At 46.1% G+C, this 25,720-nt stretch carries 23 protein-coding genes; 9 read left to right on the top strand and 14 right to left on the bottom strand.

What is annotated here, in order from left to right:
• Positions 1-3: 3 nt before the first annotated feature.
• A complete protein-coding gene (rlmD, locus tag M0696_RS04520) occupies positions 4-1,404 on the bottom strand; it encodes a 23S rRNA (uracil(1939)-C(5))-methyltransferase RlmD (protein ID WP_248602549.1) in 1,401 nt (466 codons plus the stop codon).
• Between the two features lie 188 nt (positions 1,405-1,592).
• On the opposite strand from rlmD, the gene M0696_RS04515 reads away from it, so the two are divergent.
• The gene (locus tag M0696_RS04515; protein ID WP_222143800.1) at positions 1,593-2,591 is read left to right on the top strand and encodes a hypothetical protein; all 999 of its coding nucleotides are present in this window, start codon (positions 1,593-1,595) and stop codon (positions 2,589-2,591) included.
• A gap of 32 nt (positions 2,592-2,623) precedes the next feature.
• Here M0696_RS04515 and M0696_RS04510 read toward each other — a convergent pair whose 3' ends face one another.
• A complete protein-coding gene (locus M0696_RS04510; RefSeq protein ID WP_222143799.1) occupies positions 2,624-3,487 on the bottom strand; it encodes a DNA-3-methyladenine glycosylase family protein in 864 nt (287 codons plus the stop codon).
• Positions 3,488-3,604: 117 nt separating this feature from the next.
• Between M0696_RS04510 and corA the strand changes: the two genes are divergently transcribed.
• Together corA and M0696_RS04500 are read left to right on the top strand one after the other, a co-directional pair.
• Positions 3,605-4,564 carry a magnesium/cobalt transporter CorA gene (corA, locus tag M0696_RS04505; RefSeq protein ID WP_166853895.1) on the top strand — a complete coding sequence of 320 codons (960 nt, stop codon included), beginning with the start codon at positions 3,605-3,607 and terminating at the stop codon, positions 4,562-4,564.
• Positions 4,565-4,664: 100 nt separating this feature from the next.
• On the top strand, positions 4,665-5,525 hold the full coding sequence (locus M0696_RS04500) for an NAD(P)-dependent oxidoreductase (protein WP_222143798.1): 861 nt from the start codon (positions 4,665-4,667) through the stop codon (positions 5,523-5,525).
• A 37-nt stretch (positions 5,526-5,562) separates the two neighbouring features.
• On the opposite strand, the gene pdaA is transcribed toward M0696_RS04500, so the two are convergent.
• Both pdaA and M0696_RS04490 read right to left on the bottom strand, forming a co-directional pair.
• The gene (pdaA, locus tag M0696_RS04495) at positions 5,563-6,354 is read right to left on the bottom strand and encodes a delta-lactam-biosynthetic de-N-acetylase (protein ID WP_222143797.1); all 792 of its coding nucleotides are present in this window, start codon (positions 6,352-6,354) and stop codon (positions 5,563-5,565) included.
• Between the two features lie 100 nt (positions 6,355-6,454).
• Positions 6,455-6,640, bottom strand: coding sequence for an SE1561 family protein (locus M0696_RS04490; RefSeq protein ID WP_003223132.1), 186 nt, complete (start codon positions 6,638-6,640; stop codon positions 6,455-6,457).
• Positions 6,641-6,785: 145 nt separating this feature from the next.
• On the opposite strand from M0696_RS04490, the gene yfkAB reads away from it, so the two are divergent.
• Together yfkAB and mscC are read left to right on the top strand one after the other, a co-directional pair.
• Positions 6,786-7,907 (top strand): radical SAM/CxCxxxxC motif protein YfkAB, encoded by a 1,122-nt coding sequence (yfkAB, locus tag M0696_RS04485; protein ID WP_222143796.1) that lies wholly within the window; start codon positions 6,786-6,788, stop codon positions 7,905-7,907.
• Positions 7,908-8,750, top strand: coding sequence for a mechanosensitive ion channel protein MscC (gene mscC / locus M0696_RS04480; RefSeq protein WP_166853899.1), 843 nt, complete (start codon positions 7,908-7,910; stop codon positions 8,748-8,750). It begins immediately after the preceding gene.
• Positions 8,751-8,788: 38 nt separating this feature from the next.
• Here the strand turns inward: mscC and M0696_RS04475 are convergent, their stop codons facing one another.
• Positions 8,789-9,583, bottom strand: a complete 795-nt coding sequence (locus M0696_RS04475) for a YfkD famly protein (protein ID WP_166854708.1) — start codon at positions 9,581-9,583, stop codon at positions 8,789-8,791.
• Between the two features lie 70 nt (positions 9,584-9,653).
• Positions 9,654-10,709 carry a calcium/proton exchanger gene (gene cax / locus M0696_RS04470; RefSeq protein WP_166853900.1) on the bottom strand — a complete coding sequence of 352 codons (1,056 nt, stop codon included), beginning with the start codon at positions 10,707-10,709 and terminating at the stop codon, positions 9,654-9,656.
• A gap of 167 nt (positions 10,710-10,876) precedes the next feature.
• On the opposite strand from cax, the gene M0696_RS04465 reads away from it, so the two are divergent.
• Positions 10,877-12,052 carry an MFS transporter gene (locus tag M0696_RS04465; protein WP_166853901.1) on the top strand — a complete coding sequence of 392 codons (1,176 nt, stop codon included), beginning with the start codon at positions 10,877-10,879 and terminating at the stop codon, positions 12,050-12,052.
• Between the two features lie 201 nt (positions 12,053-12,253).
• On the opposite strand, the gene M0696_RS04460 is transcribed toward M0696_RS04465, so the two are convergent.
• From M0696_RS04460 to yfkJ, 3 genes are read right to left on the bottom strand one after another with little or no spacing between them, the layout of a single operon-like run.
• Positions 12,254-13,081, bottom strand: coding sequence for a YihY family inner membrane protein (locus M0696_RS04460; protein ID WP_166853902.1), 828 nt, complete (start codon positions 13,079-13,081; stop codon positions 12,254-12,256).
• Between the two features lie 22 nt (positions 13,082-13,103).
• Positions 13,104-13,424 (bottom strand): hypothetical protein, encoded by a 321-nt coding sequence (locus M0696_RS04455; RefSeq protein ID WP_166853903.1) that lies wholly within the window; start codon positions 13,422-13,424, stop codon positions 13,104-13,106.
• 17 nt (positions 13,425-13,441) lie between these two features.
• Entirely contained in the window at positions 13,442-13,912 is a 471-nt protein-coding gene (gene yfkJ, locus M0696_RS04450; RefSeq protein ID WP_166853904.1) for a protein-tyrosine-phosphatase, read from the bottom strand.
• 201 nt (positions 13,913-14,113) lie between these two features.
• On the opposite strand from yfkJ, the gene M0696_RS04445 reads away from it, so the two are divergent.
• Together M0696_RS04445 and M0696_RS04440 are read left to right on the top strand one after the other, a co-directional pair.
• A complete protein-coding gene (locus M0696_RS04445) occupies positions 14,114-14,329 on the top strand; it encodes a DUF1128 domain-containing protein (RefSeq protein WP_003223104.1) in 216 nt (71 codons plus the stop codon).
• 211 nt (positions 14,330-14,540) lie between these two features.
• Positions 14,541-15,740, top strand: coding sequence for an MFS transporter (locus M0696_RS04440; protein ID WP_222143795.1), 1,200 nt, complete (start codon positions 14,541-14,543; stop codon positions 15,738-15,740).
• A 37-nt stretch (positions 15,741-15,777) separates the two neighbouring features.
• Here the strand turns inward: M0696_RS04440 and yfkM are convergent, their stop codons facing one another.
• Positions 15,778-16,296, bottom strand: a complete 519-nt coding sequence (yfkM, locus tag M0696_RS04435; protein WP_222143846.1) for a general stress protein 18 — start codon at positions 16,294-16,296, stop codon at positions 15,778-15,780.
• Between the two features lie 243 nt (positions 16,297-16,539).
• Between yfkM and M0696_RS04430 the strand changes: the two genes are divergently transcribed.
• Complete coding sequence (locus tag M0696_RS04430) at positions 16,540-20,934, top strand: multifunctional 2',3'-cyclic-nucleotide 2'-phosphodiesterase/3'-nucleotidase/5'-nucleotidase (RefSeq protein ID WP_222143794.1); 4,395 nt, start codon at positions 16,540-16,542, stop codon at positions 20,932-20,934.
• 35 nt (positions 20,935-20,969) lie between these two features.
• Here the strand turns inward: M0696_RS04430 and M0696_RS04425 are convergent, their stop codons facing one another.
• The 4 genes from M0696_RS04425 to treP form a co-directional block, all read right to left on the bottom strand.
• A complete protein-coding gene (locus M0696_RS04425) occupies positions 20,970-21,635 on the bottom strand; it encodes an NAD(P)H-dependent oxidoreductase (RefSeq protein ID WP_222143793.1) in 666 nt (221 codons plus the stop codon).
• A gap of 139 nt (positions 21,636-21,774) precedes the next feature.
• The gene (gene treR, locus M0696_RS04420; RefSeq protein ID WP_166853908.1) at positions 21,775-22,491 is read right to left on the bottom strand and encodes a trehalose operon repressor; all 717 of its coding nucleotides are present in this window, start codon (positions 22,489-22,491) and stop codon (positions 21,775-21,777) included.
• 20 nt (positions 22,492-22,511) lie between these two features.
• Positions 22,512-24,200 (bottom strand): alpha,alpha-phosphotrehalase, encoded by a 1,689-nt coding sequence (gene treC / locus M0696_RS04415; RefSeq protein WP_166853909.1) that lies wholly within the window; start codon positions 24,198-24,200, stop codon positions 22,512-22,514.
• Between the two features lie 71 nt (positions 24,201-24,271).
• Positions 24,272-25,684 carry a PTS system trehalose-specific EIIBC component gene (gene treP, locus M0696_RS04410; protein ID WP_222143791.1) on the bottom strand — a complete coding sequence of 471 codons (1,413 nt, stop codon included), beginning with the start codon at positions 25,682-25,684 and terminating at the stop codon, positions 24,272-24,274.
• Positions 25,685-25,720 lie beyond the last annotated feature (36 nt).

Here is a 25,720-nt window from a genome sequence, read left to right as displayed (position 1 = left end):
ATTTTAGTTAGACGATTTTAAAACAAGCTTGGCCACAGCTTCCACATGAGCCGTCTGCGGAAACATATCCACAGGCTGAATATATTCAACGCGATAGTCCTTCGACAGCGCCTGCAAATCCTTCGCAAGCGTGGATGGATTGCAGGAAACGTAGACAAAACGTTTCGGTTTAACTTTTTTGATCGTATCCAGGAACGTGTTGTCACAGCCGGTTCTTGGCGGGTCAACGATGACGACGTCCGGGCGGAAGCCTTCTTTTGTCCATTTCGGGAGCCAGTGCTCGGCTGTTCCTGTTACGTAGGTGGCATTTGTCATGCCGTGTTTTTTGGCGTTTTTCTTGGCATCATCAATTGATTCCTTGATGACGTCCATGCCACGGACCTCCTTCGCTCCGTCCGCTACCCACATGCCGATGGTGCCGACGCCGCAATACGCGTCAACGACTTTTTCTTTTCCGGTCAGCTGCGCCGCTTTTTTCACTTCGTTGTACAGCTTGACGGTTTGCTCTGGATTGAGCTGGAAGAAAGCGCGGGCGCTCAGTTCAAATGATACGTCGCCGAGCACCTCTTGGATCACTGTATGTCCGGCGAGCGGTTTTGATTTCTCACCGAAAATCACTGAGGTTTTCGCTCCGTTTACATTCTGGATAATGGATTTGACCTCTGGCAGGCGCTTCTGGATCGCTTTGACGATTTCTTCCTTGTGCGGAAGCGTTTCTTTTGCTGTCACAAGCACGACCTGCACCTCGCCTGTTTCAAAGCCGACTCTCGTCACAATAGTCCGAACGTCGCCTTTTCGTTTCCGTTCATTATAAACAGATACATTGAAGTCCTCCAAAATCCGGCGGACGATGCCTGTTGTTTTGTTAGTTGCCGGATGCTGAACGATGCAGTCTTTAATTGGCACGATGTCATGAGAATCAAGGCCGTATAAGCCGGCGATGATGCTGCCGCTTTGCGAGCGCCCGATCTGGAATTGGCTTTTGTTGCGGTAATTCCACGGGTTGTCCATGCCGATCGTTTCTTTGATTTTCATGTTTTCTACTTTAAACTTCGTATGGCGTTCAAGAGACTGAATGACAATGTCGCGTTTTTCCCGAAGCTGCTGGCTGTATGCAAGATGCTGAAGCTGACAGCCGCCGCACTGTTCGTATACAGGGCAAGGCGGTGCCACGCGGTGCTCCGACGCCTTGCGGATCTTCTTAACGCGGCCCTCCGAAAACTTAGGCTGAACCTTTGTAGCCTGCACGACAACCTCTTCACCGGGAAGCGCGCCGGGCACAAAGACGACTTTTTTCTTAAAGTAGCCGACACCTTCTCCGTTAATGCCGAGACGCTTAATCGTCAGCGGAAAGGTTTGTCCGACTTTCAGTTCGACGGGCGCCTGTTTCTTTTGTTGGTTCACGTTGTTCTCTCCGTTTCTATATGAAGCTTTCTGCGGATGGCAGAAAGTGAAATGTTTTTTTCACATCTTTCTAGTATAACACGCTTGCCTAGATTCCTTCATACTTTTCAAAAACATTTCCATTTTTACTCAATCATTTAGCAAGACAGCCGATACAAGTTATGACTATTACATAAAAGAGGGATAAAATGAAAAAATTTCTAACCGCTACCTGTGCATTAGGATTACTATTCAGCGCAGCAGGATGCGGAAACGACAGCACCGCGACTTCTGCAAAAACAGAAAAAACGGCAGAAGACGAAAGCAAAAATCTGGATTTGCTAAAAAAAGACTTTAACAGTATTACCAAAGAAGATTGGGATAAAATTCATATTTCCAAAAAGGATTTAAACGGCGCATTTGAAAAAATGACAGAAGCCAATTCCGATGGAGAAAAAGTGGTTAAAAAAGTGGAAATAAAAAACAATACGGTTGTTGTTACCTTCAACAACTCAGACGGAAAATCGATGGAAAACGGTCTCTTGGCTATTGTCTTTGATCAGTTTCTTCGCGCATTGTATAAGCATTCATCTTATTATGACAGCAGCGAACCAACCATTCGATTTGTTGATCTTGACAATCAGCTGATTCAGGAAAGCAATAAGCCGCTGGATACAGACAATGAAACAGATGATTCAAGCCAAGACAGCGGAAAAAAAATTCTTTCCAAGCCCGGTGAAACATCCACCGAGGACAATGGAGAAATAGTGACATTAGACAAAATTGCTGATGTCCAGAAACAAACAGCAATGAAGCCCTTAACGATTACTGTCGACCAAGTCAAATTGCTGTCGCGTACAAATATCACCCCTTACCAGCTGAAGCTCTTTAAAAGAATGACAGATCAAAAAGTTTCTGAACCGCTTCGATACATTCAAATCACCTATAAAGCCGAGAATACAGGAGACACACAAATTGATTGGCAGGGTATCGAGTCTGTAGAAACAGATGACGGACAAAAGCTGACAGTTGCTGATAATAATATCCTTAAAGACAATGATCATGCTTTCGCACCGCACACAGAAAACGAGGGTGTGATAGGAGCTGTGTACAGCGGAAAAGCGGAAGATCTTCACCAATTAAAAATTGCGTTTTCCCCTGTTAAAAATGCCGATACAGGCCAAAGCATTACAGTGAAGCTTGATTAATCTCAGGAGGCTGCCGAAAAGGCAGCCTTTCTTCATTCGATACTTCTCCACAAATACAGAGACGCATAGCTTAAATAAGGCTCCCACTCATTACTCATTGCCAGCATGACATCCTTTGCCGGCTTATCGTCCAGCTGAAAATGGCGTTTGAGCGCGTTCTGTAGGCCGATATCGGCAAGCGGGAATAAATTGGGACGACCAAGGCCGAACATGAGGACGTTTTGCACGGTCCACGGGCCGATGCCCCTGATTTTGATCAGCTTCTTCATAATGTCTTCATCCGTCATGTGTGGCAGCTCTGATAAGCTGAGTGTGCCTTCTGCGATCATCCTTGATGTATCAATGGCGTATTCCGCTTTTCTCATACTGAATTGCAGATCGCGCAGATCCTGATAATCGAGTTCGGCAATCGTTTCCGGCTTTGGATAGCACCATACGCCATCCTTCTGCTCGCCAAACGCATGAACAAACCGTTCTGTCAGCGTGTAAGCGAAGGAAAGATTGAGCTGTTGGTGGATAATGCATTTCATGATGCAGTTGTACACGCTGTAGTCCAGTACCAGCGGCGTGCCTGCGTGCTCTTCAAAAATGGCGGACAGACTTGTTTTTGAAAAATGATCGAGAACATGCTGCAAATCATTTTCCCATTGAAAAATCCGCTTTATTTCCTTCATCATCTCTTCCTGATCCGTTTCTCCGCTGACGAGAAACTCAGGCTCATCCGCATGGCCTAACGCCTGTACCTTCACAATGCACACGTCTCCCGCTTGGTTTCTGACCGGCACACGGATTTCCCGCGCTTCTTTATCTGCCGCATTGAGAGGATCTAAAGACAGTCTGTCCAACACGCGGTCAAAATGGTACGGAGGCGTGACAGATACTTTTTCCTTCCACATGCAATCCACCCTTTTCCCGTTTTTGTTCAGTATAACACGCCGCTTGAAATAGGCAGAGAACACCGTATACTTTTCTCATAAAGGCCGCATGATATAATGGCAGGTGGAGGGTTGTTTATGATCAACATTACGGCAATTACAACAGAGCATCAGCTGCTGAAAAATATACCGATCGAACGAGTGGAACAGCCTGATATTGCGTGGTACTGGGTTGATTTATACGGCCCGGAGGATACAGAAACGGCATTATTAAGAGATTTTTTTCATTTTCATCCGCTTGCTATTGAGGATTGCTTTCAGCATATGCAGCGGCCGAAGCTTGACCATTATGACGGGTATCGCTTTTACGTGATTCATGCGCTGAATAAGGAAACGCTCGAGACGGAGGAAGTCGATATTTTTCAAGGCGAAAGATTTGTCGTCACCTTTCATTTACACGAAACACCCGGTATCGCCAAAGTCCGAGAGCGTTTGTATACTTCACCAGAGATATTAAAAAAAGGACCCGGGCATATCTCTTATATGATTATGGATCAGCTTGTTGATGAATATTTTCCGCTCGTGTACAAAATTGAAGACCGGCTGAACGAAATTGAAGAAAGCCGGCCCCACAAAACGTACGGAACACTGATGAACGAGGTGTTTGATCTCAGGACAGACCTTTTGCATCTAAGACGGACCATTATCCCGATGCGTGATTTGCTCTATCGGATTTTAAGCCTTGACCATGTGAAAGAGCAGCGGGAAACGAAAGCCTACTTCAGCGACATATACGATCATTTGTTAAAATTGTCTGAGATTGTCGAATCCAATCGTGACATGACGTCCGACTTGCGCGACAGCTATGTGACATTGAATTCAAACCGGATGAACGCAATTATGATGACACTGACGATCGTATCGACCATTTTTATCCCGCTCACCTTTATTGCCGGCGTATATGGAATGAACTTCGACAACATGCCGGAGCTGCATTGGAAATACGGATATTTTGCTGTACTTGGCCTGATGGCCGCACTTGTGATCGGGATGCTGATATGGTTTTTACATAAAGGATGGTTCAAAATTTTCAAATGAGGACAGCGTGAAGCTGTTCTTTTTATATTGGCGAGCAGATTACCATGCATATAAAGTTCATTTTGTTTATAATGGAAAAAATGTTCAGGGAGTGATCTGATTGAAAATCGCTGTTATCGGACTCGGCAATATGGGACAGCCCATTGCCCGAAACGTGCTTCAGGCAGGCTATGAATTGACTGTTTATAATCGGACGAAACAAAAGACGGAGGAATTTATAACAGAAGGTGTACAGGCAGCTGACACGCCGCGACAGGCGGCAGAGTCCGCTGATATTGTCATAACGATGCTTTCAGATGACGATTCTGTCAGCGCAGTGACATTCGGAGAAGACGGACTGATTAAAGGATTAGCCAAGAACGGCATTCACATTTCGATGAGCACGATCAGTGTTGAGTTCTCAGAAAAGCTCGCAGCGGCTCATGCGGAGAAAGAACAATCCTTCCTCGCCGCTCCTGTGCTCGGAAGACCGGACGCCGCCGCCAAAGCCGCGCTCCGCATCATAACAGCCGGACCGGCGGAAGCGAAGCAAACCGCCAAGCCACTGCTCGACAGCCTAAGCCAGCAGGTATTTGATGTCGGCGAAGAAAGCAAGACTGCAAATGCGGCCAAAATCAGCATCAATTTCTTGCTCGTGTCTATGCTTGAGGCATTATCTGAATCATTCTTACTGATGGAAAAGTACGGCCTAGAACAAAAACAATTTTTAGAAATCGCCAGCGCGCTCTTTGGCTCTCCTGTCTATCAAAATTACGGAACCATCATGGCCGAGCAGAATTTTGAGCCAGCCGGTTTCAAAATGTCTTTAGGGCTGAAGGATACCAATCTGGCACTCGCCGCCGCAAAACAGGTCTCTGCAAACCTCCCTCTTGCCGAGCTGGCCAAGAGCCATTTTGAAGGCGGGATTGAAAAAGGCTTCGGAGATCTGGATTGGGCTGCACTGATTAAATGTATAAAATAATAAGAAAGCCTCTCCATTTAAGGAGAGGCTCTTCTCGTTACAAAGACGGCAGCTTCATTTCTTTCTCAAACATTAAATCATCAAGGCTTTTAAATGTGTAGCCTTGTTTTTTCAGGTCTGTGATCGCATCATCCAGTGCTTCGGCATTGTCCCTTGATACGGTGTGAAGCAGGTAAATGGCTCCTGGGTGCGCCTGCTTGATCATATGGTCGTAGGCATATTTCTTCCCCTTTTGGTTGTTGATTTTCCAATCAACAAAAGCAACCGACCAGAAAACGGTTTGATAACCTAAGCGTTTCGTTTCTTTCAGCACGTATTCACTGAACACGCCGCGCGGCGGGCGCAGATACAGATTGTCCTGTTTTCCTGTAATTTTATAGACCTCTTCGTTGACGGAATCAAGTTCGTCCTGAATTTGATCAGCCGTTTTTGTCGTTAAATCCGGATGGTGAAAGGAATGGTTACCGATAATATGGCCTTCATCTGACATTCGTTTAATCAGCTCAGACTGATCCTTTACGAAATGGCCTGTGACAAAAAATGTTCCTGTTACGCGATGTTTTTTTAAGACATCAAGCACTTTTGGCGTATAGCCATTTTCATAGCCGTTATCAAACGTTAAGTAAATCGTTTTTTCCTTTGTATTGCCTAGATAAAATGCGTCATATTTTTCAACTAAACTGTTCAGCTGCTTCCCGGCATCAGGCGGCTGATGATTGACACTTCGTTTAAAGCCCCAGTTAATCGGCTCATTCGGCACCGCTTCCGCCTGTGCTGCGCCCCCGGCAAGCAAGACGGCGGCACAGCATATTGAACACATCCATTTCATGGCCAGCGCTCCTTCTGCATTTTTTCTTATTTTACAGAAAGGCGCTTCGTTTTATACTGACGCTTTATGCCAAACAAAAAACCGCGGCGGGCGCGCGGTTTTATTCCCAGTCTTTTTTAAAGCGTTCATATTTGGCTTCCAGGTCATCAAGCATGCTGATGAGCCTATCTATATCTTCAACGTCGGTTGCTTCAGGGTCTAATGAATCGATGACGTTCATAAACATGTCAAGTCTGTTCTTTAAATAATCAATCTGCTGATCCTTATTGTTTACGGCGTTCCCCATTCTGTTCCTCCATTCATTTTTTATTATCGTAGCTCATTTTTTGCCGTTTTTCAATCACTGCGCTACTTGCGATCTTGACTAATCAGGTCTAAAATTAACTGTTGGCAGCGTTAGTATGCCCCATTTATAAAGGAGTTAGATAGTCATGACACAAAACACGAAGCTGCGTCCGATTACACCTGAGTTTGATCCTTGGGAAGCCTATATGGATGTTGACCAGTATGGAGACATGCAGCTGACAAACGTTGAATTCACAACGACGACACTGTGCAATATGAGATGCGAGCATTGCGCTGTAGGCTATACATTGCAGCCTAAAGACCCCAATGCTCTGCCAATAGATCTTCTGTTAAAACGGCTGGAAGAAATCCCGCGCCTGAGATCCATCAGCATTACAGGCGGAGAGCCAATGCTTTCGTTAAAATCAGTAAAGGAATATGTCGTTCCATTATTGAAATACGCCCACGAGCGGGGTGTGCGGACGCAGATCAATTCCAACCTGACCCTTGATATTGATCGATACGAATGGATCATTCCGTATCTTGATGTCCTGCATATTTCTCATAACTGGGGTACAGTGGAGGATTTTGCCGAGATCGGTTTTGCCATGATGGACAGAAAACCGACCTTCGAACAGCGCGCGCGCTATTTTGAAAAAATGATCGAAAACAGCCGCACGTTAGTCGATGCCGGTGTAATGGTATCTGCGGAAACGATGCTAAACAAACGCACACTTCCGCATATCGAGCATATTCACCGCCAAATCACAGAAGATATGAAATGTCAGCGTCACGAAGTCCATCCGATGTATCCGAGCGATTTCGCAAGCGCTCTTGAATCTCTCAGCCTGAAAGAGATGAGACAGGCCATTCACCGCTTGCTGGATATTCGTGATGAAAATACGTGGATGCTGTTCGGAACACTTCCGTTTTATGCCTGCAGTCAGAACGAAGACGATCAAAAGCTGCTTCGCCGGCTTCGCGCGGCGAAAAACGTCACGGTGAGAAATGATCCTGACGGCCGTTCCCGCCTGAATGTGAACATTTTCGACGGAAACATTATCGTGACCGATTTCGGCGATACACCGCCGCTTGGCAATATTCAGACGGACAGCCTCCCTTCCGCCTATGAAAAATGGAGAGACACCAAGCTTGCGAAAGAGCTGAATTGCCACTGTCCGAATGTCCGATGCCTCGGGCCGAATGTTCTCGTCAAAAACAGTTATTATCAAGATACAGATTTCTCAAAACGTCAAGCCAGGAGTTAGATGCGGATGGAAGAAACACTCACGGAGATTTTTCAGAATAAAATCGTCGATATTCTCCTCGTCGCCGTTATCCTTTGGATCGGTGTCTTTATCATCAACCGGCTGGTACAGCTATTTTTTAAACGGACTGACTTTATCGAAGAAAGAAAAGAAAAAACAATTGAAAGCCTTATCCGTTCTGTCACCCAGTATACAGCGACGATTGGTTTTATCTTTTACGTTATTTCTTTATTTGTCCATGATTTCGGCAAAATATTAGCTGGAGCTGGCGTAGCCGGTATCGTCATCGGTTTTGGCGCCCAATCGCTGATTAAGGATGTGCTGGCGGGTGTGTTCTTAATTTATGAACGCCAGCTGCACAAAGGCGATTATGTCACCGTCAACAATTTGTTTAACGGGACTGTGGAGGAAATCGGCCTTCGCTCGCTGCAAATCCGGGAATGGAGCGGGAAGCTGCTCACCATCAGCAACGGCGAGGTCAGACAGATAGAGAACTATAATATCGATTTTATGCGGATTACCGAATCCTTTCTCATCAGCTTTAAAGAAGATCCAGACCGCGTGTACAGTGTGTTAGGGGAAGCATGTGACATGCTGAATGAAGAGCTTCGGGATTCATTGAAGCTGGATGAATTCGGCAATCCGACAGAACCGTTTCAAATCCATGGGATCACCGCATTGAATAAAATCAATCGCGGCGTCGAATTTACGGTAAAAGGCATGGTGAAAGATGACGATTATTTCAGCGCCAGCCTTGCTGTAAGACGGGTTCTCGTTCGCCAGCTGTACCAAAACAATGTGCAAATGCTTGAGGAAGCGGTCAGAATCGAAAGAACGCAATAAATAAAAAAACTGATTCCAAGTTGGAATCAGTTTTTTGTTTATCTTGGCTGCGAGGAAAGCTGAAAGCTAAATGTGACGTGGTCTTGTACCGGAATCCAGGCTCCGATTCCCTGTGACGTGACATTTTTCACGACAAGTTTTCGTTTATTCCCTTTCAACACTAAGTACACTTCTCCGTAAGTCACTTTTCCTTTTTCATTCACAGCAGGTGCATATGCATTTAGATAACCTAGTTTTTTAGGAGCGACTTTATAAATTTGATCCCGCTTTGTACCCGCTCCAACGACTGTATCAAATGCAAGCGGAAGGTTCGTTTTTTTCATCGCCTTCAGCATCATCATGCTTTTGACATCTTCCGCATTTGGAACCTTAGCTGTTAGGCCGCCCTTTACTTTGTATTGCTGTTCTTGGGCATAATGCATTTCAGCCGTTTCTTTCCCGCCGCGGTTATCTGCGCGGTTTGTGTTGATTTTTTTATATTCCCAGTTCGCAACTGTTTCATTTGATTCATAGCCGAGCGCCCATTTTCCGAGAAATATTGTTGCCCGGTAGCCGACTGCAAGCGGTGTGCCGGATATGTTGGATTCATTCAGCATTTTGATAAGGTGCGGGTTTTCAATCTTCACCTCAGAATGATCGAGTAATTCCTTTGCCAGCTTGCTCGGCTGAAGCATCGGCTGATCCTGTGAAGCATTCGGATACGTGTTTTCCTTCGAGATGCTTGCAACAGAATTAGGAACCTTAAACTGCTTTTTCGCGTGGATGGGCTGAACGCCGAAAAAACTAAAGAATAACAACACAATAAGTGTGGAATGAAATAGCTTTTTCATTATATCACTCTTTCTATGGCATTTTCCCTTAGTCTTTTCATCCCGCTTTGTTGTTATCCATCATTTTTTCAGGTTATAGAAGGAAAAAGCCGATCGCCATAATGACATAGGCGGCGAGCAGTGTCGCTCCTTCAAACCAGTTGGAATCGCCGTCATTCGAAATGGCGATCATCAAGAGAACGGCTGATACCATCGCAACGAGCTCCGGCAGTGTAAACACTAGCGGCATGCTTACTGGGAAAAAGATGGAACAGATGACGAGAACCGGCGCGACAAACATAGCAATCTGCAGCGTCGAGCCGACTGCGATTTCAACCGCAATATCCATTTTATTTTTATAGGCCATAATGATGGCTGACGCGTGCTCCGCGGCATTACCGACAATCGCAACGATGATGACACCAATAAACAGCTCGCTCCAGCCGAACTGTTCAGCCACCGAGTGGAATGTGTGCACCAGGTTTTCCGATATGTATGCCACGGCAATCGTTGCCGCAAACAAGACAATCGTAGCAACCTTGCCTGACCATTCCGGCTCCTCTTCTTCCACATGCTGGGCGGCATTGTTCGGCTGATAAACACCGCGGTGTGTAACGAGTTTAAAGTACAGAGCAGCCACATACAACAGAATCAAAATGATGCTGATCCCGATGCTTAAATTAAGCTTGCTCACGTCACCCATACCAACGGAGAATACCTCCGGAATCACAAAAGCGACGATGATGGCAAAAATCAAAAGACCGGAATTATGGCGGGCATCATGGATATTAAATTCCTGCCGCTTAAATTTTAAACCGCCGACAAAAAACGATAGGCCCGCTACCAGCAGCAAGTTCCCCAGCACTGAACCGGTTAAAGAGGCAAGCACGATCCCGGTCAAGCCTTCCTTTAATGCAAAAATGGAAATGATCAGCTCAACCGCATTTCCGAAGGTGGCGTTCAACAACCCTCCGATCCGCGGCCCTGCGATGATGGACAGCGATTCTGTCGCCCTCCCCATATAGCTTGCAAGTGCGATAATCGTTACGCAATACACTGCAAAGAGAATGGCAGAAGGCCAATGCATGAAACTGCCGATCACAGAAAGCGGAATCCCAGCCGCTACTAAAATAAAAAAGATACGATTCATGGTGAAATGACTCCTTTTATATGACTTGTTTTATTTTTATTCTTCACAAAAATCATCATGATTACACGAGTTCAAATGTTTACCTGTGATAGAGGCTTTTTTCATGTTGCCTGCTTTTGGAAATCATTGTACGATCAACATAGATTCCACATAAGGAGAAAAACACGATGTCACGATTTCATTTCTTTATCCTTGTTTTGCTCGTTTCCATTTCCGGGTTTTCACAAGGCATGCTGCTGCCTGTCATCTCGATCATTTTTGAAACAAATGGGGAATCGGCCGCCATCAATGGCCTGCACGCGACCGGACTGTATATCGGCGTGCTTTTGGCCTCGCCATTTATGGAAGCGCCGCTCAGAAAGCTTGGATTCAAGCCGCTGATCGTCATTGGCGGGAGCATTGTGATTGTAAGCTTGTTCGGTTTTATTTGGCTTCAGTCGGTTTGGATCTGGTTCCTGCTTCGCTTGTTTATCGGAATTGGCGACCACATGCTTCACTTTTCTACGCAAACGTGGGTGACCTCCATGTCATCAAAACAAAATCGCGGAAGAAATTTGTCTATTTACGGGCTTTCCTTCGGCCTTGGCTTTGCCGCGGGCCCGTTCATGGTTCCGCTAGTCAAGCTGAGCCCGGCGCTGCCTTTTATTGTGTCCGGCTGCTTCAGTCTGTTTGCGTGGCTTTTTGTTTTCTTTCTACAAAATGCATACCCGGAAACCAGTCCTCACGAAACCAAATTAGACAATAGTTTCAAGCGGTTTTATCAAGCCATGCTGTTTGGATGGGTTGCCTTTATGCCTACATTTGGCTACGGCTTTCTGGAGACAGCACTAAACGGAAGCTTTCCGGTGTATGCGCTCCGTTTGGGGATATCTGTAGATGCAGTGGCACTGATTCTTCCCGCATTTGCGATTGGGAGCATAATCTTTCAGTTTCCGCTCGGCATCCTCAGCGATAAATACGGGCGGCGGAATGTGCTGCTTGTGATTTTGCTGACAGGGGCACTGTGCTTTTTCATCGCTGGTGTTTTCCCTTTGCCTTACGTCATCGGCTGCTGTTTTTTTATTGCGGGAATGGCAGTCGGATCAACCTTTACACTTGGCATCAGCTATATGACAGATCTGCTTCCGCCTCACCTGCTGCCGGCGGGTAACCTGCTTTGCGGCATTACATTCAGTCTCGGCAGCATCCTCGGCCCAATTGCCGGCGGCTGGTATATGCAGACATTTGAAAGCGCAAACTTGTTTTATTTCATTACCCTCACGCTAAGTGGTGTGTGGCTGGCCCTTGTGCTGGGCAAACCGAAAAGCTGGTCACCAGCCGAAACCTATTCTTCATCTTCCTAATCATCAAAAAGCCCCCTGACATGACGTCAGGAGGCTTTTGTGCTAATGGTAGCCGTTTTGTCCGTTGGCGCTTCCGCTTGTTTTATGGCTCGATTTGCTTTTCGAATTTTGTTTGTTATGGCTTCCGCCTTTTTTCGTATGCTTGGTCATCACGATAGCCCCCCGACTTCATTTTGAACCGAAGTTCATTTATAGAGTGCGCTAATTGTAGGGATTTTCATCAGGAAGCTTTTTACGTTTATGTAAAAGAGCGTTGATTTCTCCCCCAAGGATAATTAAAATGCCGCTCAAGTAAAACCAAATCATCAGGACGATGATTCCCCCGATGCTTCCATATGTGGCACTATAGTTGGCAAATGTGCTGACGTAAAACGAAAACAGAGTGCTGACAACGATCCAGCCGATGGTCGCAAACACCGCACCCGGCATGACAAACCGAAGGGACAGTTTTTTGTTCGGTGCAATCACATACAGGGCGGAAAAAACGATCAGCAGCACGACCGGGCTGACACCCCAGCGAATTGCGGCCCAAATCGATAGAAACAGATCCGACGCGCCGACAAAGTCGGAAGCGAGCCTTCCAATCTCCCGGCCGAATACCGGCAGTAGCAAGGCCACTAAAATCGTAAATACCATGGCAATTGTCAGAAAAATTGAGGTTAGACGAACAATGATAAAAGAGCGGTTTTCCTCCACTTCATACGCGTGGTTTAATGATCGGACGATGGCATTCATTCCATTAGACGCAGACCATAAAGCCGCGATAATCCCGAATGACAGCAAGCCGCCATTTCGATTATTTAAGGTTTGCTGGGTAATGGATTCAACGAGGGACATCGCGCTGTCTGGAGCATATTGTTTTACAACTCCCAGAACATCATTAGTAGAAATCGGAAGATACGCGGTGAGCGTCAGCATAAAAATCAAAAACGGAAACAACGACAATAGAAAGAAATACGCCAGTTCCGCTGATTTGCTTTGCCCTTCATGAAGGGTGTATCTGCTGAAAAGCTCTTTCAAAAAATTCATGTCGTCTCACCTCGCCTATTTATCATTTTTTTGAAAAATGCTCTTTCGTTTCTTGTACGAGCTCCATCACTTGCGGTGTAGCTTTCTTCAGCTCTTTCACCTGCTGATTCACAAAACCGACTTCATCTGACAGCGTTTGGGCCAGCTTCTTGGCCTCATCCATTTTTGTGATGACGGTGTTTTTCAACAGCTCCGGATTGCTTTTGTACAGTGAAAGTTTATGCTTGCATGTCAGCCATCTCATGCCGCATGCCTGTCTTGTCGGCTTATGGAGCAGTGATAACGCCGCACCTGCCGCAGCTCCGAGAAATATCCCTTTCAACATTAAACGTTCGTTGTTCATGCAAATTCTCCTTTCACTCACAATTGTTTTTCTTTTTGAATGGATGCAAGCAGATGCTCACAGCCCGATTTGATTAATTGGCAGACCTCTTCAAAGTTCCCTGTGTAGTAAGGATCGGGAACGTCAGCCAGATCTGAATCTTCAACATAGTCCAACAGCCTTTTGATATGCGACGTGTTCTTAAAGCCCGCCATGCTTCTGAGGCTCCCGATATTTTCTGCATCCATCGCAATGATGTAATCAAAATCGGCCAGATCCTGTTCGCTGACTTGCCGCGCCAGCATGCCCTCAAAGCTGATTCCTTCTCTCTGCAATATCTCCCGCGTTCCTTCATGGGGCGGATTGCCGATGTGCCAGCCGCCGATACCGGCTGAGTCCGTCTTGATTTTCCCCTCTAATCCTTTTTTGGCTGCCAAGTCCCGAAAAATCGCTTCTGCCATCGGAGACCGGCAAATGTTTCCTAAACAAACAAATAACACGCTGATCATATTGTGTAACCTCCCTATTCTTTGCCCATATTTCTTTAAAAAGAAACCTTCATGAATATCTTAGTAGGATGTTCATTTCCTTTTCAACTGATGTCTCCACTTTTTTGAAATCAACAGCAGCTATTAGAATAGGGTTTTTTTCTGATCGAATTCTGTTAAAATAAACATACCGAATATCGCGTAAAGAAAGGATGGAACCATTTGTCCAGCCCAAATACAGAAACATTAACTCAAATGATTGAAGAGATTTCCCAAAAACTGAACATGCTGAACGTCGGCGTGATTAAAGCGGAGGATTTCAGTGATGAAAAGATCGAAGACCTCACATACCTTCACAGCATGGTGATGAAAAAACAATCATTCAGCCCTAGTGAAATGCAGGCGATTGCTCAAGAACTAGCCTCACTTCGTAAATAAATGAGACTGGCCGAAAACTCGGCGAGTCTTTTTTATCATTGTCCCAAAACCAAATTTCCTTAAAACAGGCGTCATTCACTTTATTTTTACAATCGGAAGATACAGGCTGCCAAACATGATACTGTGGCAGGGCGCCCTCGCTTTACGCTATTTGACCGGTAAAGAATGCCTGTGATGACAAAGTTCGAATAAGATTTGAAGGAGTACAAGCATGCAAACGACACCTATCAAAACAGCATCCGGAATGTATATCAACTACTTCTTTCTGGGGATGGTCAACATCATTCTCGCGTCCAATATGTCCTCATTAACGGAACAATGGAATACGGACCCAACCGGCATCAGTTATGTCATTGCCGCTATCGGCTTCGGCAAGCTGCTGACATACGGCATTTCTGGCGTTTTATCAGATAAAATCGGCAGAAAGCCGCTTGTGGTCGCCTCTGCTGGAATTATGGCCGTCTTTTTAGTCGGTATTCCTTTATCACCGAGCTATGAACTGGCGTTTGTGTTTGCCTTATTAGCCGGAGTCGCAAATTCAGCGATGGATGCTGGAACATATCCGGCACTAACCGAGCTCTTCCCGGCTGCTTCCGGCTCGGCGAATGTTCTGGTCAAAGCCTTTATGTCTGTCGGGGCCGCACTTTTGCCGCTTTTCATCACTTTTTTAGCAGACAACAGCCTGTTTTACGGTTTTGCTTTTTATCTGCCGGCAGCAGTCTATGCGCTGAATATCGTTTATCTATCAACGCTTTCGTTTCCTAAGAGACAGAAACCAACTAACAGCGGCCAACAAGAGTCTCCCGCTTTCTTGTCTGAACCCGTTTTTCAGAAAGAAGGCACCGCATTGATCATTATCGGTTTTACATCCACGGCATTATTTACGGTTTCTCAAATCTGGCTTCCGAGCTACGCGCAAAATGCAGCCGGTTTAGCTGAAGCAGCATCCGTGCAATTGCTGAGCTATTACAGCATAGGATCTCTGACATCCGTTTTACTATTAGCCGTTTTGCTGAACAGATGGGTAAAGCCCGTTATGATTACGCTCTTATATCCTGTTATTACTTTATGTACGCTTGCAGTCATGCTGACGGTTCATGTGCCGGTTGTGCTCGGCATCACCGCCTTTTTCTTAGGCTTTTCAACCGCGGGTGTGTTTCAAATTACCATTACATTAATGACAGAGCTTTTCTGGAAGCGAAAAGGAACCGTTACCGGAATTGTAGCCACCGCTTCAAGCATCGCGTCGATTGTGCTGCCGATTGCCACCGGGCTTATCGCAAAAGCGGGAGGCATCGCCCATATCTTTATGTTTGACTTCTGCATTGCCGTCATCGGCACAGCTGCAGCCGCCTTCTTGTATTACAGGTACAAGAAACTGACGGGTGCTCCGGCAGATGCTAGGCTGTAATCAACAAAAAACGGACGCTCCTAGGCGTCCGTTTTTCTTATTTCTCAAGCAATGCCAACGATTCACGATTAAACGCCGGAATATCATCCGGTGTGCGGCTTGTGACTAATTGATCCTGGCAAACGACCACTTCCTGGTCCACAACGTCGGCACCCGCGTTTTCCATATCTACGCGAATCGATGTATAGCCTGTCGCTTTTCGGCCATCGAGTGTTTTCGCATTAATTAAGAGCTGCGGGCCGTGGCAAATCGCGAATACCGGTTTCTTGTCAGTCATAAACGCTTTGGTAAACTGGACGAAACGGTCGTCAGCGCGAAGCTGGTCTGGTGAAAATCCTCCGGGAATCAAAAGCGCATCGAAGTCTGAAGGGTTGACGTCGTCAATGGACGCGTCAACTGTCACTTCCGCGTTCCCCTGCTTGCCTTTTACTGTTTTTCCTTTTTCATTTTCGATGACGGTCAGTTCATGCCCCGCTTCTTTAAATGCTTTCGCAGGTTCAGTGTACTCGCTGTCCTCAAAATAATCTGTTAAAACAACTGCAATTTTTTTCCCCATCATTCATAACCTCCCGCTTAATATGACTACATAAAACACTCTACCCCAGCCACACTAAAGTAAACATTCCGCAGATCTGAACAAACGATAAGCAAAAATACCCAGCATATGTCGTTTGATGCTATTACATAATACTCATTTTTCTCCCTTTTACAATAATCATAAAGAAACACCTACAAATAGTTACAAAATATTCTTACAATAGTAGCTGTAACACAAATTTCGTTGAAAGGTGGAGAACTGGTGAGAATACAGAAAAGACGAACACACGTCGGTAACATTCTCCGTATTCTTTTGCCCCCAATTATGATATTTAGCCTAATCCTCCCAACACCACCCATTCATGCAGAAGAAAGCGCGGCTCCTCAGGTACAACTGAGTATTTTGGCCACGACTGATATTCATGCCAACATGATGGATTACGATTACTACAGCGACAAAGAGACAACGGATTTCGGGCTGGCAAGAACAGCACAGCTGATCCAAAAGCACCGCGAGCAAAACCCAAACACCCTGCTCGTTGATAACGGCGACTTGATTCAAGGGAATCCGCTGGGCGAATACGCGGTGAAATATGAAAAAGACGACATTATCTCCGGCGCGAAAACCCATCCCATCATCAGCGTCATGAATGCGCTGAAATACGATGCCGGCACACTGGGGAACCATGAATTCAACTATGGGCTCGACTTTCTAGACGGCACGATCAAAGGAGCCGATTTCCCGATTGTAAATGCCAACGTCAAAACAACAAGCGGTGAAAACCGTTATACGCCGTATGTCATAAAAGAAAAAACCGTCACTGACGAAAACGGCAATGAGCAGAAAGTGAAGATTGGCTACATAGGCTTTGTCCCGCCGCAAATCATGACGTGGGACAAAAAGAATCTTGAGGGGCGGGTTCAGGTGCAGGATATCGTAGAATCCGCCAATGAAACGATCCCGAAAATGAAGGCGGAAGGCGCAGATGTCATCATTGCCCTCGCCCACTCCGGCATTGAAAAGCAGGCGCAATCGTCAGGAGCAGAAAACGCCGTGTTTGATCTTGCCACCAAAACGAAAGGCATTGACGCGATTATCTCGGGCCATCAGCACGGACTGTTTCCTTCCGCTGAGTATGCAGGTGTTTCTCAATTCGATGTTGAAAAAGGAATGATTAACGGCATTCCTGTCGTCATGCCGAGCAGCTGGGGCAAATACTTAGGCGTGATTGACCTTAAACTCGAAAAAACGGACGGATCTTGGAAGGTGGCAGATTCCAAAGGCAGTATTGAATCCATTGCCGGCACTGTCACATCCCGAAACGAAACCGTTACAAACACCATTCAGCAAACACACCAAAATACATTGGAATATGTCCGAAAACCAGTCGGCAAAACAGAAGCCGATATTAATAGCTTCTTTGCACAGGTCAAGGATGACCCTTCCATTCAGATCGTGACTGACGCGCAAAAATGGTACGCCGAAAAGGAAATGAAGGATACCGAGTACAAGGACCTCCCAATTTTGTCCGCTGGAGCGCCGTTTAAAGCAGGCGGCAGAAACGGAGCCAATTACTATACAAACATTCCGGCCGGAGATCTTGCCATAAAAAATGTCGGTGACTTGTATCTATACGACAATTCCGTTCAGATCGTCAAACTGACTGGAAGCGAGGTTAAGGACTGGCTTGAGATGTCAGCAGGCCAATTCAATGAGATTGATCCATCAAAAGGCGGCGATCAAGCCTTGCTGAATGACAATTTCCGCTCCTATAATTTTGATGTGATTGACGGTGTCACATATCAGGTAGATGTGACAAAACCGGCGAAATACGATGAGAGCGGAAAAGTGATCAACGCGAATTCATCCCGGATCATCAACCTTTCCTATGAAGGCAAACCAATCAGCCCGAACCAGGAATTTCTCGTCGTCACCAATAATTATCGTGCGTCCGGAGGCGGCGGTTTTCCACACCTGACGAGCGATAAGATTGTCCACGGCTCCGCGGTTGAAAACAGACAGGTGCTGATGGATTACATTATTGAACAAAAAACAGTCAATCCAAAAGCAGACAACAACTGGTCAATCGCGCCTGTTTCCGGCACGAATTTAACGTTTGAATCCTCGCTTTTGGCTAAGCCATTTGCCGATAAAGCAGACGATGTTGCTTATGTAGGCGAGTCGGCGAATGAAGGCTATGGAATGTACAAGCTGCAATTTGACGATGATTCAAACCCTGAGCCTCCTAAAGACGGACTGTGGGATTTGACTGTCATGCACACCAATGATACGCATGCCCACCTTGATGACGCAGCAAGACGAATGACGAAAATCAACGAAGTACGAAACGAAACAGACCACAATATTCTCCTTGATGCGGGAGATGTATTTTCCGGCGACCTGTATTTCACAAAATGGAACGGTTTAGCCGATTTGAAATTGATGAACATGATGGGCTATGACGCCATGACCTTCGGAAACCACGAGTTTGATAAAGGGCCGACAGTGCTTTCTGATTTTCTCAGCGGAAACAGCACAACCGTCGACCCGGCGAACCGCTATCACTTTGAAGCACCTGAATTTCCGTTCGTCAGCGCTAACGTAGATGTGTCAAATGAGCCTAAGCTGGCACCATATGTCAAAAAGCCGCAAACCTTTACGGCAGGTGAAAAGAAAGAGCCCGGCATCCACCCTTACATTCTGTTAGATGTTGACGGTGAGAAAGTCGCCGTATTCGGACTGACAACCGAAGATACTGCCACCACATCAAGCCCGGGCAAAAGCATCGTATTTCATGATGCTTTTGAAACAGCTCAAAACACTGTCAAAACGATTCAGGAAGAAGAAAAAGTAAACAAAATTATCGCTTTAACCCATATCGGGCATAACCGCGATCTTGAGCTGGCCAAAAAAGTAAAAGGCATTGACTTGATCATCGGCGGACACACCCATACCCTCGTTGACAAAATGGAGATCGTGAACAACGACGAAGAGCCGACGATTGTAGCGCAGGCAAAAGAATACGGCCAATACTTGGGACGTGTCGATGTCGTATTTGATGAAAACGGCGTTGTGCAAACAGACAAATCAAATCTGAACGTGCTGCCAATTGATGAACATACAGAAGAAAACGCAGAAGCAAAAAAAGAGCTTGATCAGTTCAAAAATGAATTAGAGGACGTTAAAAATGAAAAAGTCGGCTACACGGATGTGGCGCTTGACGGCCAGCGTGAGCATGTGCGAACGAAGGAAACGAACCTCGGAAACTTCATCGCGGACGGCATGCTTGCAAAAGCGAAAGAAGCAGCCGGCGCCAGAATCGCGATCACAAATGGCGGAGGCATCAGAGCCGGAATTGACAAAGGCGATATCACACTCGGCGAGGTGCTGAACGTGATGCCTTTCGGCAACACACTTTATGTGGCAGATTTGACCGGAAAACAAATTAAAGAAGCTCTTGAACAAGGTTTAAGCAATGTGGAAAACGGAGGCGGCGCCTTCCCTCAGGTGGCCGGAATCCAGTATACGTTTACATTAAACAAGGAACCTGGACACCGTGTTCTTGAAGTCAAATTGGAATCGCGTGACGGAAAAACAGTTAATCTTGATCCTGACAATACCTACCGCGTGGCAACGAATAATTTTGTCGGCGCCGGAGGAGACGGATACTCTGTCTTTACGGAGGCATCCCATGGTGAAGACCTTGGCTACGTTGATTACGAGATTTTCACCGAACAGCTGAAAAAACTAGGAAACAAGGTGTCTCCTAAAATCGAAGGACGCATCAAGGAAATATTCCTGCCGACAAAGCAGAAGGACGGCAGTTGGACACTCGATGAAGACAAATTTGCGATTTATGCTAAAAATGCCAACACCCCGTTTGTCTATTATGAAACATCCGAAGGATCTCAAGAGAAACCTATCAATCTTAAAGTAAATAAAGATCAGGTCAAACTTTTGAAAGAAAGAGAGTCAGATCCTTCATTGACGGTCTTCAACTACTGGTACAGCATGAAACTGCCAATGGCGAACCTCAAAACCGCAGACACTGCAATTGGAATCAAATCTACCGGTGAATTGGACGTGTCCATTGGAGATGTATATGACTTTACAGTAAAACAAAAAGGAAAAGAAATAAAATCATTTAAGGAGCCCGTTCAGCTTTCGCTTCGCATGTTTGATATTGAAGAAGCTCATAACCCTGCCATTTACCACGTCGACCGGAAAAAGAAAGCTTTCACAAAGACAGAAAACGGATCAGTTGACGATGATATCGTGACAGGATATACAAACCACTTCAGCGAATACACGATCCTAAATTCCGGTGAAAACAACAAACCGCCGGCATTTCCGTCCGATCAGCCGACAGGCGGTGATGACGGCAGCAATGGCGGAGGCTCCGACAAACCAGGCGGAAAACAGCCGACTGACGGAAACGGAGGAGGAAATGATACACCTCCTGGCACCGAACCGACAAACGGCTCTGGAGGAAACGGATCAGGTGGATCAGGAACGGACAGCCCTACCGGCGGCTTGCTTCCGGACACAGCTACATCCATGTACTCGATCCTCTTGGCCGGTTTTCTGATCAGCGCGCTCGGAACGGCATTGTACTTACATCAGAGAAGAAAACAGAATAAAGCGAATCAGGCATAAAAAAAAGCTGCTCGTTAAGCGAGCAGCTTTCTTTTTTAGACCCACTTCACAACATCTTCAACAGCAGATCTTGTTTTCGGACGAGGGTCTCGTACACGGTAGCCGAATGCCACCATCACAGAAATGTCGAAGCTTCCGTTTTCCAGAAGGCCTTCTTCTTCAAGAATGCGATGAATGTGATCATACTGGAAGCCTTCGATAGGGCAGGAATCAACGCCGATTTGCGCAGCGGCAGTCATCATGTTGCCAAGCGCAATATAGGTTTGTTTTGATGCCCAGTCAAACAATGTTCTGTCACTTTCAAGCAAATGCAAATCGTTTTTCTGGAATTCTTCTGTTTTGCTTAAATAGCCTTCGTATACGTCTTGAGGCATTTGTTTTACTTCTTTTAAATGACGTTTGATGTAGTCCGCATCGTATTTGATATCCTTCGCAGTACGTGCAAGAATCAGAACGAAATGGCTTGCTGTCGGAAGCTGATTTTGCGCGCCCCAAGTATATTCGCGAAGCTTCTCGCGAAACTCCGGATTTTGGACGACGACAAACTTCCAAGGCTCAAGGCCGAGTGAGCTCGGAGACAGTCTTCCTGTTTCTAAAATAAATTCAAAATCACTGTCTGATACTTTTTTATTTGGGTCAAATTCCTTTGTCGCATGTCTGAAATGGTATGCATCTAGAATTTGTTTCTTTACATCTGCCATATTTTACACCTCTCCTTATGGTTACTCTCATCTCTATTGTAGCCATTATGATAAAAAGTAAAAGTACGCACATTTTTGTTGGATAGTATCAATTTTGATACCAAACAAAAAAAGCGCCCTGCCGCAGGCAGGCGCCTTCTCATTTTCCCCGCCGCGCAAAATCAACAAACCGGAATTTGTCGAGACGGTGTCTGCTTTCCGTATATTGAAACAGACTCGTATCTTCTAAAAAGACGTAGTTTCTCACCACGACCATATGGTCATAGCCGCGTAAATCGAGCAACTCCCTGTCCTCATCCGTACATGGCTCGGCAACAATTTCTTTTTGGGCATAACTGATCGAAAGACCCAGCTCTCCTTCAATATATTCATATATGGAGTTTTCACAAATTTCTTTCGTCAGGTGAGGCACATGCTTTCTGAAAAAGTAATCCTTGTCCAAAATCACATGTTCTCCGTCAATTTTTCTAGACCTGATGACTTCCCAGATGTCGTCATCCGGTTTAGCACGGAGCTGTTTTTGGATCAGCTCTGACGGAGGCTCCAGCCCGAATTTGTGTACAGTTGTTTTCGTTTCCTTGCCAAGCGTTTGCGCGAGCTCCTTGAAGCTGACAAGACCCGAGACGGGAAACTGCATTTTTTCACGGTTGAGAACAACAGAGCCCTTCCCTCTGATTTTCTGAATATAGCCGTTTTGCGCAAGCATGTGAAGCGCCTTTCGGACCGTTTCTCTTGATGTATCATACTGTGCGGCCAACTCATGTTCAGACGGAAGAATCCCCTCCGCTTTCCATCGGCCGCCTTCAATTTGCTGTGCAATGTCTTTATAGATTGTGATGAATTTATTCACCTTCATTATGGACCACCCAGCTTAGTTTAACACGGTTTCGTTAAACGATAAACAATGGACTCATACGGACGAAGCGTCATGTTCTGCAGCCCTTCCCTCACATTATCGTTCGTCAACAGCACCTCTGCCTTCCACTCGTCAGGCGCTAAAGAGTCCGGCAGAGTAAAGGCTGCCTCCGTCCCGTAAAAATTATTGATGACGAGCAGCTTTTCATTGTTGCCGTGTCTGAGATACGCAAAAACGTTCGGATCATCCTTTGCGATTAACTCATACGTCCCCTCTGTCACAATGTCATACCTTTTTCGAATCTGAATCAATTTTTGATAATGGTAAAACACCGAGTTCTGATCCTTCAACGCCGCTTCGGCATTGATTTCCTTATAGTTGCCGGAAACCGGTATCCATGGCGTACCCGTTGTAAAACCGCCATTCTCCGTATCATCCCACTGAACAGGCGTTCTAGAGTTGTCGCGGGATTTCGCCTGTAAAATTGCTGTGATCTCTTGGTCGGGCATTCCTTTTTCCTTAAAGGCTTGATACATGTTCAGTGATTCGACATCCCGATAGGAGCTGATGTCTGCAAACTTCGGATTCGTCATTCCCAGCTCCTCGCCCTGATAAATATAAGGCGTGCCCTGCATCATATGAATGGCGGTAGCGAGCATTTTCGCCGATTTCACCCTGTACGCGCCGTCATCCCCATACCTAGATACAACGCGCGGCTGATCGTGATTGCACCAAAACAGAGCGTTCCATCCCCCTCCAGCGTGCATCCCCGTCTGCCACTCGGATAAGATCTCTTTCAGCTTCAAAAAGTCAAAAGGTGCCAAGGCCCACTTTTCCCCGTTTGGATAGTCAACCTTGAGATGATGGAAGCTGAATGTCATATCAAGTTCTTTATTGTCAGGATTCGTATACCGGATACAATGGTCTACGGTCGTTGAAGACATCTCACCGACCGTCATACTGTTGTAATGTGAAAACACCTTTTCGTTCATTTCATGCAGAAATTCATGCACCCGCGGTCCGTCAGTATAAAAGGAACGGCCATCGCCTCCGTCTTCCGCATCCGGAAAGCGCTGTTCTTTAGAAATCAGGTTGATGACATCCAGCCTGAAGCCGTCTATTCCCTTTTCAAACCAAAAATGCATCATGTCATAGACATGCTTTCTGACCTCTTCATTTTCCCAATTCAAATCAGCCTGCGTCACATCAAACAGATGCAAATAATATTGGCCCGACGCTTCGTCAAGCTCCCATGCCGAGCCGCCGAATTTCGATTCCCAGTTTGTCGGAACAGAACCGTTTTCTTGCGGGTTTTTCCATATATAAAAATCACGGTACGGGCTGTCTTTTGACGAAATCGCCTCTTGAAACCATTTGTGCTCTGTTGATGTATGATTGACGACAAGATCCATGACGACTTTCAGGCCCCTTTTATGGGCTTCGGACAGTAACCGCTCAAAATCCTCCATCGTCCCATATTCAGGATAAATCGAGTAATAATCGCGAATATCGTACCCATTATCATGCTGCGGAGAATCATAAATCGGTGTCAGCCATAGCACATCCACCTGAAGTGTTTTTAAGTAATCAAGCTTTTCAATAATGCCGTTCAGATCGCCGACACCGTTTCCCGTCGTATCGTTAAAGCTTTTCGGATAAATTTGATAGACCACAGCTTTTTTCCACCATGGTGTTTGTTCTGTTTTCATCTGTCTCCACCACCGTTTTATAGAATAAAAACGGGAAAAGGGAACGTTGAAACACGTCCCGCTCCCATTCGTTATTTATGTTTAAATCTTGCATACGCGTATGTTCCGGCAAACGGCACGATCAATACAATGGCCATCCCGATTGCAAACGCGCCCCAGTACTGGCTCATGATTGAGAAAATCCCCGGCACCCCGCCGACACCGACGGAGCTTGCCAGCACACCTTGAGAAGAAATATACATTCCGGCCAGCCCGGAGCTGACCATCGCAATGATAAACGGGAATCTGTATCGCAGATTCACCCCAAAGATGGCAGGTTCTGTAATGCCGAGATAAGCAGAAATCCCTGATGTGAGAGAAAGGCCTTTTTGTTTCTCATCCTTCACGATAAACATCATGGCCAGCGCTGCCGAACCTTGTGCGATATTAGAAAGCGCCAGCATCGGCCATAAAAATGTGCCGCCGAGCTTTGACCCGATGAGCTGCAGGTCGACTGCAAGGAACGTGTGATGCATGCCGGTAATGACTAGCGCTGAGTAGAAACCGCCATATAACAAACCGCCCAGTGCGGCAAAAGAGCCGAACACCGAGATAAGCCCTGAAGTCAGCACGTTTCCGATCGCAAATGTAACCGGACCGATAATGATAAAAGAGGCAAAACCTGTTACGAGAAGCGTAATCGGTGCGACAACGAGCAGCTGTATACCCTCAGGTGTTCGTTTTGTTAAAAACACCTCAACCTTCGCCAGCATATAGGAAGCAAGTAAAATCGGGAGCACCTGCCCCTGATAGCCGACTTTCTGCACCTCAAGGCCGAACAAATTCCATACCGGAATTTTCCCGCTTTGTTCTGCAGCGCCATATCCCCACGCATTAAGCAAATCAGGATGCACGAGCATAACGCCAAGCACAATGCCAAGAAGCGGATTTCCGCCGAACCGTTTGACCGCAGACCAGCCGATTAACGCAGGCAGAAACGTAAAGGCCGTGCCTGCAATCAGATTAATCATATTTGCGAAATCAGCCCACTGCGGATAGACCTGCACAATCGATTTTGTGCTGAAGAAAATGCCTTGCGCCGTTAAAATGTTATTGATTCCCATCAAGAGACCCGCCGTGACAATCGCAGGCAATATCGGAATAAAAATATCTGCAAGCGTTTTCACAGCACGCTGCAAAGGATTCATATTTTTTTCTGAAGCCTTCTTCACTTCATCCTTTGTTGACTCGCCAATCCCCGTTTCCTTGACCAGCTCAGCGTACACTTTATTGACCGTTCCTTGGCCAATCACAACCTGAAACTGCCCGTTTGTCGAGAACGACCCCTTTACAATGTCAATTTGATCAAGCACCTCATGGTCAACCTTGCTTTCATCTATTAATGCAAAACGCAAACGTGTAACACAATGAGTTGCCGCTGCAATATTTTCAGCACCGCCGACTGCCTCGACAATCTGCCGCGCCGATTTGTTCAGTTCCCCCATGCCAACCCCTCCGTATCCGTCTTTATAACTTGTATA

The organism is Bacillus rugosus, assembly GCF_023238245.1.
Classification (GTDB): domain Bacteria; phylum Bacillota; class Bacilli; order Bacillales; family Bacillaceae; genus Bacillus; species Bacillus rugosus.
Note: the sequence above shows the minus strand (reverse complement) of the source record. Positions and strands in the feature narration are given on the sequence as shown.

Bases quoted from the DNA above. Each gene is read 5' to 3' on its own strand.
- M0696_RS04515 (WP_222143800.1), top strand. From the start codon at position 1,593: ATGAAAAAATTTCTAACCGCTACCTGTGCATTAGGATTACTATTCAGC.
- M0696_RS04510 (WP_222143799.1), bottom strand. From the start codon at position 3,487: ATGTGGAAGGAAAAAGTATCTGTCACGCCTCCGTACCATTTTGACCGC.
- corA (WP_166853895.1), top strand. From the start codon at position 3,605: ATGATCAACATTACGGCAATTACAACAGAGCATCAGCTGCTGAAAAAT.
- pdaA (WP_222143797.1), bottom strand. From the start codon at position 6,354: ATGAAATGGATGTGTTCAATATGCTGTGCCGCCGTCTTGCTTGCCGGG.
- M0696_RS04490 (WP_003223132.1), bottom strand. From the start codon at position 6,640: ATGGGGAACGCCGTAAACAATAAGGATCAGCAGATTGATTATTTAAAG.
- yfkAB (WP_222143796.1), top strand. From the start codon at position 6,786: ATGACACAAAACACGAAGCTGCGTCCGATTACACCTGAGTTTGATCCT.
- mscC (WP_166853899.1), top strand. From the start codon at position 7,908: ATGCGGATGGAAGAAACACTCACGGAGATTTTTCAGAATAAAATCGTC.
- cax (WP_166853900.1), bottom strand. From the start codon at position 10,709: ATGAATCGTATCTTTTTTATTTTAGTAGCGGCTGGGATTCCGCTTTCT.
- M0696_RS04465 (WP_166853901.1), top strand. From the start codon at position 10,877: ATGTCACGATTTCATTTCTTTATCCTTGTTTTGCTCGTTTCCATTTCC.
- M0696_RS04460 (WP_166853902.1), bottom strand. From the start codon at position 13,081: ATGAATTTTTTGAAAGAGCTTTTCAGCAGATACACCCTTCATGAAGGG.
- M0696_RS04455 (WP_166853903.1), bottom strand. From the start codon at position 13,424: ATGAACAACGAACGTTTAATGTTGAAAGGGATATTTCTCGGAGCTGCG.
- yfkJ (WP_166853904.1), bottom strand. From the start codon at position 13,912: ATGATCAGCGTGTTATTTGTTTGTTTAGGAAACATTTGCCGGTCTCCG.
- M0696_RS04440 (WP_222143795.1), top strand. From the start codon at position 14,541: ATGCAAACGACACCTATCAAAACAGCATCCGGAATGTATATCAACTAC.
- yfkM (WP_222143846.1), bottom strand. From the start codon at position 16,296: ATGGGGAAAAAAATTGCAGTTGTTTTAACAGATTATTTTGAGGACAGC.
- M0696_RS04425 (WP_222143793.1), bottom strand. From the start codon at position 21,635: ATGGCAGATGTAAAGAAACAAATTCTAGATGCATACCATTTCAGACAT.
- treR (WP_166853908.1), bottom strand. From the start codon at position 22,491: ATGAAGGTGAATAAATTCATCACAATCTATAAAGACATTGCACAGCAA.
- treC (WP_166853909.1), bottom strand. From the start codon at position 24,200: ATGAAAACAGAACAAACACCATGGTGGAAAAAAGCTGTGGTCTATCAA.
- treP (WP_222143791.1), bottom strand. From the start codon at position 25,684: ATGGGGGAACTGAACAAATCGGCGCGGCAGATTGTCGAGGCAGTCGGC.